This window comes from Flavobacterium sp. 120, from assembly GCF_003633605.1.
GTDB classification, from domain to species: Bacteria; Bacteroidota; Bacteroidia; order Flavobacteriales; family Flavobacteriaceae; genus Flavobacterium; species Flavobacterium algoritolerans.
Window position 1 is genome coordinate 2,405,118 of sequence record NZ_RBKZ01000001.1, and the last position, 13,465, is coordinate 2,418,582.

The following is a 13,465-nucleotide window of genomic DNA, read 5'->3' on the forward strand; positions in this document are numbered from 1 at the left end:
TGAAAAATTATAACAACTTCATCTAAAACTGTCAACAAATTTGTATTTTTGACTCACGAAATTCAATGAACTCCATTGAAAATAAAATCCAGTGAAGTAAACTCAACCTCAGAATGCATTTTAAACATCCCGAAATTTTATACTTTCTGTTCTTGTTGATTGTTCCAATTTTGGTTCATTTATTTCAATTACGCCGTTTCAAAAAAGAATATTTTACCAATGTTCGTTTCTTAAAAGCACTTTCCATACAAACCCGAAAAAGCTCTAAAATCAAGAAATGGTTGCTTCTAGCCTCTCGTTTATTGCTACTAGCTTTTATTATTATCGCATTTGCACAACCTTTTTTTGAGTCAAAAGACAGTAAAAATGCAAACAACGAATTGTATATTATTTTAGACAATTCTTTTAGCATGCAAGCCAAAGGTAAAAAAGGTGAATTGCTAAAACGAGCTGTTCAGGAACTGCTTGAAGAAACTCCTGAAAATGTAAATTTTTCTTTGCTTACCAATTCCGAAAATTATTGGAACACGGATATAAAATCGGTTCGTGGTGCTTTGCAAAACTTAAAATACAGCGCAACTCCGTTCCAATTGGATAATATAATGGCAAAAATAAAAGCACATAAATCGGCTTTTAAAAAGGATATCGTTATCATTACCGACGCTGTTGGTCTTGATGAAAAACAACTGAAAAATACTGATGCAACTGATTCGCCTTTATTTATAATCCCAAAAGCAGAACAAAAAAACAATGTTTCTATTGACAGCGTCTTCATCAATAAAACATTAGAAAATTTTTATGAAATTAGCGTCCAAATATCTGGTTATGGAGATGATTTTAACCCGATTCCTATTTCGTTATACAATGAAAACAAGCTCATTGCAAAGACGATAGTTACATTAGACACAAAGAAAAAAAACCTCAACTTCACGATTCCAAAACAAGCTTTTCATGGCTATTTCTCTATAGTTGACAATGGATTGACTTACGATAATACGTTATATTTTAGTATTTCAAAAGCTAAGAAAACCAACATAATCAGTATTGGAGAACCGGCGAAAAGCAATTTCCTTTCCCGAATTTACACCAGTGAAGAATTCAATTTTAGCAATTATACTTTAAGCGCATTGGATTACAATAAATTGGAGGAACAAGATGCGATTGTTTTAAATGAATTGGATGAAATCCCGCAAGCTTTGGCAACTACTTTAAAATCTTTTGTAGAAAAAGGTGGCAATTTAATTGTGATTCCTTCGGCGATAAGTTCAATTCCAAATATGAATTCTTTTGTATCAAATTTTGGAAAACTTACATTCAATTCTTTAGAAAACAGAGAAAAATTGATTACTAAAATTAACTTCAACCATCCTATATTCAATAGTGTTTTTGAAAATAAAGTAACTAATTTTCAGTATCCAAAAACAAAAAGTTCATTTATAATATCCAGGTCCAGTCCTGCTGCTTTGTCTTATGAGGACCAAAGTATTTTCTTGACTTCGATAGCAAATTCGGTTTCAGCAGTTGCAATTTTTGCAGCTCCTATCAATATCGAAAATTCAAATTTCCAGCAATCTCCATTAATTGTACCTACATTTTACAAGATGGCGATGAACAATCAAAACAATGACGTAAATGCTTTGATAATTGGGGATAACAACCCGCATTTGACCGAAGCCTCCTTAAACAAAGACGCTATTTTAACGGTAAAAGGCTTAGATGAACAATTCATTCCTATCCAACAAATCCTGAATAATAAAGTAAAAATGACTTTCAATGATTATCCGGAACAAGCGGGAAATTTTAGAATTTACAATAAAAAAGAATGGATTGAAAACATCAGTTTCAATTACAATAGAACCGAAAGTGATTTGGCTTCAGCCAATGACAATATTCTTTCTGACTATAAAACAATCGAATCAATCCCATCGCTATTTAACACTTTACAAACTGACAGAACTGATAATCAAATTTGGAAATGGTTTGTTATCTTTGCACTGTTATTTCTGATAACCGAAATGGCAATTATACGATTCGTAAAGTAATTAACGAAAGTCCAATACTTAAAAATTAATATGAAATGAGCATGACCATAATTTGGTCGTAAAAGTTAACACAACTATGCAAATTCCATATTCCATTAAAAACAAATATTATCTACATATGAAATTAATCATCAGAGGCGCCAAAATTATCGATTCAAAAAGTCCCTTTCATAATAAGACTGCAGATATTTTAATTGTTGATGGTTTTATAAAAAAAATTGGAACATCACTTCCAAATCCAGATAAAGCAGACGAAGTAAAACTTGATAATTTACATGTTTCACAAGGCTGGTTTGACAGCAGCGTTTCTTTAGGAGAACCTGGTTTTGAAGACCGAGAAACCATTTCAAACGGACTTACTGTTGCTGCCAAAAGTGGTTTTACCGCAATCGCTTTACAACCCAACTCCTTCCCTATTATTGACAATCAATCTCAAGTGAATTTTGTATTGAATAAAGCACAAGGATTTGCAACGCAACTCTATCCTATTGGCGCTTTAAGCAAAGAAAGCGCAGGAAAAGACATGGCTGAATTGTATGATATGAAAAAAGCAGGAGCAGTTGCTTTTGGAGATTATAATAAAAGTTTGGATAATGCTAATTTGCTGAAAATTGCCTTACAATACGTTCAGGATTTTGATGGATTGATTCTTGCTTTTTCCCAAGACGAAAATATAAAAGGAAACGGAGTAGCAAATGAAGGCATTGTTTCTACCCGATTAGGTTTGAAAGGAATTCCAAATCTTGCTGAAGAATTACAAATCGCTAGAAATTTATTTCTGCTAGAATATACCGGAGGAAAACTTCACATTCCTACGATTTCGACTAAAAAATCAGTTCAATTAATCAAAGAGGCTAAAGCGAATGGACTAAATGTAACGTGTAGCGTTGCTGTACATAATTTAGTTTTAACAGATGAAAAACTGGAAGGTTTTGATACCCGTTATAAAGTTTCACCACCACTTAGAACTGAAACCGATAGAAAAGCATTGTTGAAAGGGATAAAAGACGGAACGATTGATATGATTACATCCGACCATAATCCGATAGACATTGAACACAAGAAAATGGAATTTGATGGCGCCAAAAATGGGACAATTGGAATGGAAAGTGCTTTTGGTGCTTTGATGACCGTATTACCATTAGAAACTGTAATAGATAAATTGACTGCTGGAAAATCTACATTCGGTATCGATATCCAGGTAATAAATGAAGGTTCAAAAGCAAATATTACCTTATTTAACCCTGAACCAAAAAGTACTTTCACTAAATCATCCATTTTATCCAAATCGAAAAACTCAGCGTTTCTGGAAACAGAAATCAAAGGAAAAGTTATCGGAATTGTGAATCAAGGAAAATTAATTTTAGCATAGAAAATGAATAATAATAATAATAATAATAATAATTCTGAGTCGGGAAAAACTGCCGCCATAACAAGCTATATTTTAGGAATTGGCGTGTTTATAGCGATGTCAATGAACTCCGAAGATAAAAATGCATTTGCTTCTTTTCACATTCGCCAAGGACTGGGACTCACATTAACTTTTATATCACTGGGATTAATCATCAGCAATTTTGACAGCTTAATGATTTCTGCTCCTATGTGGATTTTTGTATTTGTTTTATGGTCTTACGGCATTACTAGTGCTATAAAAGGAGAAATAAAACCAGTTCCTTTATTGGGAACTTATTTTCAAAAATGGCTTAAAAACATATCATAATCCAATGAATTTATCTTTAGAATATAAAATACGAGAACCTAAAATAAAATTAGACAAAAATCCTCTTATCCTTTTATTACATGGATATGGCAGCAATGAAGAAGATTTGTTTTCATTTGCAACCGAACTTCCAGAGGAATATTATATCATCTCAGCACGTGCGCCTTATGACTTGCAATACGGCAGTTATGCTTGGTACGCGATAAACTTTGATGCGGATCAAAATAAATTTTCAGACCATGATCAAGCTAAAGTTTCAAGAGACATAATCGCTGGATTTATTGATGAGTTAGTCGCTAATTATCCAATCGATGCAACACAAATTGCTCTAGTTGGTTTCAGCCAAGGTTCCATTTTAAGTTATGCAGTAGCACTTTCTTACCCAGAAAAAGTTCAAAAAGTAGTAGCTATGAGTGGTTATTTAAATTTAGAAATTGTGGCAGAGGATTATCTTAAAAACAACTTTACTAACTTGAAAATATTTGCTTCACACGGAACTGTAGATCAAGTAATCCCCGTAGAATGGGCTAGAAAAACACCTGCAATACTAGAAAATTTAGGAATAAATTTAACCTACAAAGAATATCCTGTGGGTCATGGAGTGGCGCCACAGAATTTTTATGACTTTAAAAATTGGTTAGAAAATAACTAACTGATTTTATTGTCCTGTATATTTAATTTCTTCGGCTTTTTTCAAAACATAACCTTTCCAAGGAATCAATTGCCAATCATCCTTAACCCATGGTTGGCCTTCGGATTTTCGTTCTAAGATAATAGATTCCTTTTGGGTATCCAGAAACAATTCTGCTTTATTTCCATTATTAGCTTCAAAAATTACAAAAGCTGATGTAGTTGCACGTTCTTGTTCATAATGATTTAATCGAGTTCCGATTTCGAAAACTCGGATACACTCCTTTCTCAACATAGACCATGTATAACCGGCAGAAGCTTTACACCCGTGTTCATCCAAATCTCCGCCTACTAATTGTGGTTTTTCTTCTTTTAGAATTGAAGTCTTGGATTCCTTTTTTTGATCCATCTGTTTTGCACAAGAAAAAGCAAAAATGATCATTACCGAGAACAATAATCCTTTTTTCATGCTTATTTTTGATATAACAATGATTGATTTACTTCAAAAGAAATACTGTCATCAGCATTTACAAAATATTTCAATAAAACCTCTCCCCAAATTTCACCGTCACTAAAGTCTGCAATAATCCATCTGTGGTTTAGGATTCTTACTTTATTGACAATAAATTTATTCGTCCCAATTTGATCTTGACCGGTATAAGGATTCCCTTTTGGGTTAGAGTTGTAATCCAATAATTTTTCAGTAACAACAGGAATTAATTTCTCGTATTGAATTATTTTTTCTGAACTTCCTGAATCAAAATAATTTTGCGCATTTTCATTTTTTGCCAAAGAAAAATAGTTAGCATCAGTCAGCTGATTCGAAACTAAACGTAGACTGTCTCTTAACTTTTTGGTAGTTTTCTCATATCTTTTTTGTTCAAATTCGACCTGTTTACTTAAAAACATATAAGTGAAAATCGAAGAAAGTACCGCTAAAATAGTGAGATAAAGGAATAATGACTGTTTCATTGTAAATTGAATTATAGTGTAATTTCTAAATTGTCGTATGCTAGGAAAACATTTTCAGGAAGGTTTTTTTGAACCTCTTCATGATATCCCATAATATGACTAATGTGTGTAAGATAAGTGGTTTTTGGCTGGACCAAAGTTATAAAATCTAATGCTTCTTTCAAATTGAAATGCGTATCATGAGGCTCTTCCCGTAAAGCATTTATAACCAATACTTTTAAGTTTTTTAATTTTTCGATTTCGCTTTTTTCAATAGTTTTCACATCCGTTAAATAGGCAAAATCATCTATTCGATACCCAAAAACCTGGAGATTTCCATGCATTACATCAATAGGAATCACTGTCTTATTTCCAAGAGAAAATGGTTCATTATTGACAACTTCAATAGTTGCAACAGAAGGTGCGCCCGGGTATTTATTTACCGTTTCAAAAACGTAATCAAACCGTCTTCTCAGATTATCGATAACCCTTTGATGTGCATAAATTGGTATTTCTCCCTGTTTAAAATTAAACGGGCGAATATCATCTATTCCTGCTGTGTGGTCAGCATGTTCGTGGGTAAAGAGGATTCCATCTACTTTTTGACAATTTGAAGAAAGCATTTGCTGTCTAAAATCAGGTCCGCAGTCGATAACAAAAGAATGGTTTCCCCAAGAAATCCAAACGGAAACTCTCAGTCTTTTGTCTTTAAAATCAGTGCTTTTACATACCGGATGGTTACTCCCAATAACAGGAATCCCTTGTGATGTGCCAGTTCCTAAAAAATATACCTTCAATTTTATTGCTTTTATTTACAAAAATAGGGTTAATTATCTTTCATTAGAAACCTATTTCATTAACTTTGCAACATATTAGCCATATTAAAAGAAAATGGATACAGAAATAAAATTAAAAGGTGACAAAATCATCGAACAAATCCCTTCGATTAAAGACAAAGCACTACGTATCAATTTAAATGAAAATATTTACGGAACTTTTGCAGAAATTGGAGCTGGTCAAGAAACTGTAAGACATTTTTTTAGATCTGGTGGTTCTTCGGGTACAATTGCAAAAGCAATGTCAGCTTATGACAAAGACTTTAGTGATGCTGTATATGGCGTTGAAGAAGACGGCCGTTATGTAACCGAAAGCCGACTTAAAAAAATGCTTTCTCATGAAGTAAATCTGATAGAAAAAAGATTGAGCAGAGAAAAACATCCTAATAAAATGTTTTTTAGTTATGCCAATACTGTAGCTACGATAGATTTTGCAAAACAATTCAAAGGACATGGCTGGGTTGGAATTAGTTATCAAATTGAACCAGATGAGGATTATAACGAGATTATCATTCACATTCGATTTAAAGAAACTGATGTCCGCTTGCAACAAGAAACACTTGGTATTCTTGGTGTGAATTTAATTTATGGAGCATATTATAAATACAACGATCCTAAACGATTATTGCGCTACTTATACGATCACTTAGATAAAGATCAATTAGAAATAGACACCATAAATTTCTCAGGACCTCGTTTTGCTGATGTTGACAATCGTTTGATGAGTTTACAATTAGTAAAAAACGGAATGACTGATGCGGTAATGTTTAACCCTGAAGGTAAAAACATTCTTCCTGCAGCAATTTTATACAAGAAAAATATTCTTGCTTTTAGAGGTAGTTTTCGTCCGGTTACAAAAGTGAACATGGACATGTATGAGAAATCATTAAAAATGTTCCTGAATGAGAATAAGGTAAATGCCGAAAACACACTGGTAGTTTTTGAAATTACATTATCAAACTTACGTTCTGATGGTGAAATCGATGAAAGAGATTTTATGGATAGGGCTGAATTACTATGTTCACTTGGACAAACTGTAATGATTTCAAACTTCCAGGAATACTATAAAGTGGTGGAATATTTTGCTAATTATACCAAAGCCAGAATGGGATTAGCCATGGGCGTGAATAATTTAGTAGACATTTTTGATGAGAAATATTACCGCCATTTAAGTGGTGGAATTTTGGAAGCATTTGGAAAATTATTCTATCGCGATATGAAAGTTTTCTTGTATCCAATGATTGGAGAAGATGGAGAAATCATCACATCAGAAAACTTAAAAGTACATCCTAGAATGAAAGAATTATACAAATTCTTTAAATTCAACGGAAAAGTAGTTGACATAGATGATTATGACCCTTCTATTTTAGAAGTTTTCTCTCGTGAAGTTTTAAATATGATTAATAATGGAAAACCGGGTTGGGAAACAATGCTTCCTACTGGTATTGCAGAAATAATCAAAGAACACCGCCTTTTTGGGTATGACCCAAACAAAGTTTTGAAGGAAAGCAATTAGCGAATAGTGGTCAGTAATCAGTTTTTAGTGTTTAGTTGCTAGTCCTAATAACTATCGGAATCAGTCATGAAATTTCGATTTAAATTACAAAACAAAGTCCAGAATTGAGGTCATTTAACACCTCAACTCTGGACTTTATTTTGTTTGTCAAAATTTAATTTCAGTTTTTGTATACTTATTTGTAATTGCAGTAACTGAACACTAAAAACTGATTACTGAACACTTACTTCAATATCTGAGCGGCATGAGCCTTAGTTTTCACATCTGAAATCACATCTTCGATAATTCCTTTTTCATCAATTACAAATGTTGTTCTGTGAATACCGTCATATTCTTTTCCCATAAACTTCTTTGGTCCCCAAACTCCAAAAGCCTGAATTACAGATTTATCCTCATCAGCAAGTAACGGAAACGGAAAATCAAATTTTTCTTTGAATTTAGCTTGTGCTTTTTGCGCATCGGCACTAACGCCTAACAGCTCATAATTATTAGCTTGGAATCGTTCGAAATTGTCTCTTAAATCACAAGCTTCTGCAGTGCAGCCTGGCGTATTTGCTTTTGGATAAAAGAAAACGACTAATTTTTTACCCGCATAATCCGCTAATTGATGTGATTTTCCGTCTTGGTCCAGACCAGAAAAATTAGGTGCTTTATCTCCTTTTTTTAATGTTGTCATTATTTATATTTTTTATTTATTTGAATTGAAATTGAATTTTGCTATTGCCAATGAAATTGTTTTTCTTTACAAATCAAATTTAATGAATAATGAATAAACAAGAACGTGTAACGTTTGTTATAAATACGTTAAAAGAGTTATACCCAACGATTCCAGTTCCTTTAGACCATAAGGATCCTTATACGTTATTGATTGCTGTTTTACTTTCGGCACAATGTACGGATGTTCGCGTGAACCAAATTACACCTTTACTTTTTGCTAAAGCTGACAATCCATACGATATGATAAAAATGTCTGTGGAGGAAATTAAGGAAATCATTCGTCCTTGTGGCTTATCGCCAATGAAATCAAAAGGAATTCATGGTTTATCCCATATTTTAATTGACAAACATGATGGAAAAGTACCTCAAAGTTTTGAGTTTTTAGAAGAATTACCTGCGGTAGGACATAAAACGGCAAGTGTTGTAATGTCGCAAGCCTTTGGAGTTCCTGCTTTTCCTGTTGATACTCACATTCATCGATTGATGTATCGATGGAATTTGACAAATGGAAAAAATGTTGTCCAAACAGAGAAAGATGCGAAACGTATTTTTCCTGAAGAACTTTGGAATGATTTACACCTTCAGATTATTTGGTACGGAAGGCAATATTCTCCGGCTCGTGGCTGGGATTTAGACAAAGATATTATCACAAAAACAATTGGAAGAAAAACAGTCCTTGATTTCTACAACAAAAAATAAAACCTCATTGAACAAAAAATCCCATTATTTTTTTTAAAAATAATGGGATTTTTTAATAATTTAAAAACCAAATTAAATACACTTAAGACCAACTATAATTGGAATCAGGTGTTTTTAATTCGATATGATTTCGAAACTTTTATTGTCTATTTTTATTATGCTTAACGCTTTGGAATAGCTTAATAAGAAAGAAATTGTTTCTTTACTTGGTTTCCTGTTTTTTGAAACTGATTCTTTTTTTGAGTAAATTTTTGCCATAGAGTAATATATATTTTTCTTTATATTACAACGCAGCAAGTTTAAACATATTGTTAATTGGTCAAAACAATTTGGTGTTTGTCTATCACTTTTCTCAAATTCATCAAAGCATAACGCATTCTCCCTAAAGCGGTATTGATACTAACTCCCGTCGATTCCGAAATTTCCTTAAAACTCATATCCTGATACATTCGCATCACCAACACCTCTTTTTGATCAGCCGGAAGTCCTTCGATTAGTTTCTTTAAATCCATTTCGACTTGTTCCGAAATTATTTTATTCTCTATCGTTTGACAATCATCTGACATTATGGAAAAAATAGAGAACTCTTCGGTTTCTCTAAACATGGGCATTTTTTTTGTCTTCCTGAAATGATCTACAACTAGATTATGGGATATGCGCATAACCCATGGTAAGAATTTACCTTCTTCGTTATATGAATTTGATTTCAAAGTCTTAATTACTTTGATAAAAGTATCTTGAAAAATATCGTTGGTAATATCTTTATCCGGAATTTTCGAATAAATAAAACCATAAATTTTTGATTCGTGCCTTTTTATTAGTTTAGCTAAGGCATCCTCATTACCTGCGACATAATCCTTTACCAATGACGCATCAGGGAGTTGTATATTAACCATAATAATACTTTTTAGTTTTAAAATAAAATAAGAGATGTCTCTAAAAAGTAGTTTTCTATTATAGGCTAGTGTTTATTTAGGTTTGTTAAGTTTTCAAATTTAACTAATTATTGTTTTAACATGCAAGTAAAATTAATAAAAATTAACAGAACAAGGCTGAAAATTGTTAAAATTTTTCTTCTTTTTTCACATTCCTATAAAAATAGGATGCTGACGAATAATAATTAAGAGTCTTTTACTAAAAATGAAATCTGAAACTAGAAAAAACAAAACAAAGTCTGATTATCAATTAATTAAAATCTAACCTTGTTTTATTTTTAATTATTTTACTTATCATTTCTGATTATTGATAGACTCGAATGTAATCAACTATAAAATCCTGTGGAAGTATAGTGTCATCCACTTCGGGGCCTCCAAAATTTCCTCCTATAGCCATATTGACAATAAAATAAAAGGGTTGGTTGAATGGCCAAATCGCTTCTGTTTTATTTTCAGGTTGAAAGGTATACACTAAAGTATCATCTACAAAAAAATCAATTTTATCTTTCGTCCATTCTACAGCGTAAATGTGAAAACCTTCCTCGATAGCATCAAATCTTGTTTTCTTGGTATTTATAGTGTTTCCATGACTGTCTTGTGTATGCAAAGAAGTAAAAACCATATTGGGTTCTTTCCCTACATATTCCAAAATATCGATTTCTCCAGATTTTGGCCAACCGACTTCACTGATATTTGAACCCAACATCCACCAAGCTGGCCAAACTCCTTGCCCAACAGGCAACTTTGCTCTAGCTTCGAAGCGTCCATATTGAAACTCTTTTTTGCCTTTGGTGGTAATCCGTGTCGAAGTGTATTTACCACCTACCTTTTTGGCCGTGATAACTAACTGATTTTTAGCAACCGTGTGGTTTTGTTTCGTATACAGTTGTCGTTCGTTGTTTCCCCAACCACAATTAGGACAACCATCTCCAATCTCAAAATTCCAATTATTTTCGTTTAATGTGGTACCGTCAAAATTTTCTTCCCAGACTAGTTTTCGCTTGTTCTGTTGCGCAAAAGAAAAATTAACCACAAGCAATAATATTAGTATTTTTTTCATTTTATTTTAATTAGAATATTGAAAATCGCCTTCCAACTTTGTTACTGAACTTCCTCCGATGAATACTTTAAAGTCACCTGCTTCTGCTTCCCATTTTTTATTGGCTGTGAAGTATTCAATTGTTTTTTCATCGATTGAAAATACTACTTTTTTGGTTTCGTTAGGTTGCAATTCGATCATTTCGAATCCTTTCAACTCTTTTACCGGACGGGTAATACTTCCTATCAAATCTCTAATATACAATTGAACAACCTCTTTTCCGGTAACTTTTCCAATATTTTTTATAGTTACTGAAACTTCTATTTTGCCGTTTTTAGCAAATGCATTAGATGATAATTGTAAATTAGAGTATTCAAATTTAGAATAACTTAATCCGTGACCAAAAGGATACAAAGGCGTGTTCTTTTCATCAATATAATGTGACCAAAATACACTTTCGGGTTCGTTCATAACAGGTCTTCCTGTATTTTTATAATTGTAATAAATAGGAACCTGACCGACATTTCTAGGAAAAGTCATTGGCAATTTTCCGCTTGGGTTATAATCACCGTATAAAACTTGTGCTATTGCGTTACCACTTTGCGTTCCTAAATGCCATCCTTCAACAATTGCAGGAATATTTTCATCAGCCCAAGGAATTGCTAATGGTCGGCCGTTATTTAAAACCAAAATAACATTAGGATTGACTTTATAAATTGCTTCCAATAATTCTTGTTGAACACCCGGCAAACCTAAATCTGCTCTACTTCTTCCCTCGCCTGATTGCAACCCGTGTTCTCCCAAAACCATAACTACCACATCGGCTTGTTTTGCAACCGCAATGGCTTCTGCAAATCCGCTCTTATCAGTTGTATTGATTTTAGTTTCCCAAATGAATTGTGTTCTTCCCTCGGCTACATCAGCTCCTTTAGCATAAGTAAGTTGGTTCCCTGAATACTTTTGTAATCCTTCCAGAACTGAAACTGCCGAATTATCGTCAGCAGCGATTCTCCAACTCCCCAAAGGACTCGTTTTATCATTTGCCAAAGCACCGATTAATGCAATTTTTTGACCTGATTTTTTTAAAGGCAATACTTCCTTTTCATTTTTCAAAAGCACAATCGATTTTTTGGCTACATCCAAAACTCCTTCTTGAAATTCTTGTTTCCCAACGGTTGCCAATTCTCGATTTTCATCACAATATTTGTATGGATCGTCAAACAAACCCAATTCGAACTTTACTTTCAAAATGCGTCTTGCCGAATCATCAATATCACTTTCTTTGACTTTTCCTTCCTTCACTAATGCTACCAAATGTTCCACATACGCACTAGATTCCATATCCATGTCTGAACCGGCATTAATTGCTATTTCAGCAGCATGTTTACTGTCTTTGGCATAACCATGTGGTATCATTTCGTTGATAGAACCCCAATCAGAAACTACGAAACCATCAAATTTCCAATCTTTTTTTAAAACTTCTCTTTGTAAATAGGCATTTCCTGTTGCGGGAATTCCATTCAACTCATTGAAAGAGTTCATAAACGTTCGCACACCAGCATCAACCGCCGCTTTAAAAGGAGGAAAAATTGTATTCTGCAACACGGTTTCACTTATATCTACCGTATTATAATCTCTTCCTGATTCTGCAAACGCATATCCTGCAAAATGTTTGGCGCAAGCCAAAATAGTATTCGTAGCGGCTAAATCCTCGCCTTGAAAACCTTGCACACGAGCTACGGCAATTTTACTTCCTAAAAATGTATCCTCACCTGCTCCTTCCATAACACGACCCCAGCGGGCATCTCTAGAAATATCAATCATGGGTGCAAAAGTCCAGTTCAGTCCTACGGAAGCTGCTTCTTCTGCCGCTATTGCCGCTGACTTTTTTATTGCTTCTAAATCCCAACTTGCTGCTTCGGCCAGTGGAATTGGGCTGATGGTTTTATAGCCATGAATGACATCAAACCCAAAAAGTAACGGAATTCCCAATCGTGTTTGTTCTACCGCAATTTTTTGCAACGCTTTTACATCTTTAACTCCTTTTACATTCAGCATCGATCCCACTAAACCTTTTTTCAGGTCTTCGTATTTTTTAGCTGCCTGACCTTCTTTTGGAGTTGGACCTGTAATATCCCAAAATCCGTTATACTGGTTGAGTTGTCCCACTTTTTCTTCCAGAGTCATCAATTTGAGTACAGAATCTACTTTAGCATCTAAAATATTTTCTTTGGAATAAGAAACAGGTGATTTTAAAATTTTATTGCTGCAGCCTGCAATTATTAAAGCTGTAATAGCAAATAATGCTAACAGGGATTTATTTCTCATCTTTATCCTTTTTGTTATAATTAAAAGGTCGGTAAAAGAACCGACCTTTATA

At 33.4% G+C, this 13,465-nt stretch carries 13 protein-coding genes; 6 read left to right on the forward strand and 7 right to left on the reverse strand.

What is annotated here, in order from left to right; translation table 11 throughout:
* The first annotated feature begins 113 nt into the window (after positions 1-113).
* The 4 genes from C8C87_RS10285 to C8C87_RS10300 all read left to right on the forward strand — a co-directional run bounded on the left by C8C87_RS10285 (position 114) and on the right by C8C87_RS10300 (position 4,414).
* A complete protein-coding gene (locus C8C87_RS10285) occupies positions 114-2,042 on the forward strand; it encodes a BatA domain-containing protein (RefSeq protein WP_121342540.1) in 1,929 nt (642 codons plus the stop codon).
* A gap of 118 nt (positions 2,043-2,160) precedes the next feature.
* Entirely contained in the window at positions 2,161-3,414 is a 1,254-nt protein-coding gene (locus tag C8C87_RS10290) for a dihydroorotase family protein (RefSeq protein WP_121343346.1), read from the forward strand.
* Positions 3,415-3,417: 3 nt separating this feature from the next.
* Positions 3,418-3,762 (forward strand): hypothetical protein, encoded by a 345-nt coding sequence (locus C8C87_RS10295; protein ID WP_121342541.1) that lies wholly within the window; start codon positions 3,418-3,420, stop codon positions 3,760-3,762.
* 4 nt (positions 3,763-3,766) lie between these two features.
* Positions 3,767-4,414: an alpha/beta hydrolase gene (locus C8C87_RS10300; RefSeq protein ID WP_121342542.1), complete on the forward strand. Its 648-nt coding sequence runs from the start codon at positions 3,767-3,769 to the stop codon at positions 4,412-4,414.
* Between the two features lie 6 nt (positions 4,415-4,420).
* On the opposite strand, the gene C8C87_RS10305 is transcribed toward C8C87_RS10300, so the two are convergent.
* The 3 genes from C8C87_RS10305 to C8C87_RS10315 are packed head-to-tail and all read right to left on the reverse strand — an operon-like array spanning position 4,421 to position 6,140.
* On the reverse strand, positions 4,421-4,861 hold the full coding sequence (locus C8C87_RS10305) for a hypothetical protein (RefSeq protein WP_121342543.1): 441 nt from the start codon (positions 4,859-4,861) through the stop codon (positions 4,421-4,423).
* A gap of 2 nt (positions 4,862-4,863) precedes the next feature.
* Positions 4,864-5,364 (reverse strand): hypothetical protein, encoded by a 501-nt coding sequence (locus tag C8C87_RS10310; protein WP_121342544.1) that lies wholly within the window; start codon positions 5,362-5,364, stop codon positions 4,864-4,866.
* A gap of 11 nt (positions 5,365-5,375) precedes the next feature.
* Positions 5,376-6,140, reverse strand: coding sequence for an MBL fold metallo-hydrolase (locus tag C8C87_RS10315; protein ID WP_121342545.1), 765 nt, complete (start codon positions 6,138-6,140; stop codon positions 5,376-5,378).
* A 94-nt stretch (positions 6,141-6,234) separates the two neighbouring features.
* On the opposite strand from C8C87_RS10315, the gene C8C87_RS10320 reads away from it, so the two are divergent.
* The gene (locus C8C87_RS10320; protein ID WP_121342546.1) at positions 6,235-7,695 is read left to right on the forward strand and encodes a TonB-dependent receptor; all 1,461 of its coding nucleotides are present in this window, start codon (positions 6,235-6,237) and stop codon (positions 7,693-7,695) included.
* Between the two features lie 223 nt (positions 7,696-7,918).
* Here C8C87_RS10320 and bcp read toward each other — a convergent pair whose 3' ends face one another.
* Positions 7,919-8,371 carry a thioredoxin-dependent thiol peroxidase gene (bcp, locus tag C8C87_RS10325; RefSeq protein ID WP_099714757.1) on the reverse strand — a complete coding sequence of 151 codons (453 nt, stop codon included), beginning with the start codon at positions 8,369-8,371 and terminating at the stop codon, positions 7,919-7,921.
* An 89-nt stretch (positions 8,372-8,460) separates the two neighbouring features.
* Here bcp and nth point away from each other — a divergent pair, with 89 nt between their 5' ends.
* On the forward strand, positions 8,461-9,111 hold the full coding sequence (gene nth, locus C8C87_RS10330; RefSeq protein WP_121342547.1) for an endonuclease III: 651 nt from the start codon (positions 8,461-8,463) through the stop codon (positions 9,109-9,111).
* A 311-nt stretch (positions 9,112-9,422) separates the two neighbouring features.
* On the opposite strand, the gene C8C87_RS10335 is transcribed toward nth, so the two are convergent.
* The 3 genes from C8C87_RS10335 to bglX all read right to left on the reverse strand — a co-directional run bounded on the left by C8C87_RS10335 (position 9,423) and on the right by bglX (position 13,413).
* The gene (locus tag C8C87_RS10335) at positions 9,423-10,007 is read right to left on the reverse strand and encodes an RNA polymerase sigma factor (RefSeq protein WP_099714755.1); all 585 of its coding nucleotides are present in this window, start codon (positions 10,005-10,007) and stop codon (positions 9,423-9,425) included.
* A gap of 343 nt (positions 10,008-10,350) precedes the next feature.
* Positions 10,351-11,106 carry a family 16 glycosylhydrolase gene (locus C8C87_RS10340; RefSeq protein ID WP_121342548.1) on the reverse strand — a complete coding sequence of 252 codons (756 nt, stop codon included), beginning with the start codon at positions 11,104-11,106 and terminating at the stop codon, positions 10,351-10,353.
* A gap of 6 nt (positions 11,107-11,112) precedes the next feature.
* Positions 11,113-13,413 (reverse strand): beta-glucosidase BglX, encoded by a 2,301-nt coding sequence (gene bglX, locus C8C87_RS10345; protein WP_121342549.1) that lies wholly within the window; start codon positions 13,411-13,413, stop codon positions 11,113-11,115.
* Positions 13,414-13,465: the final 52 nt, after the last annotated feature.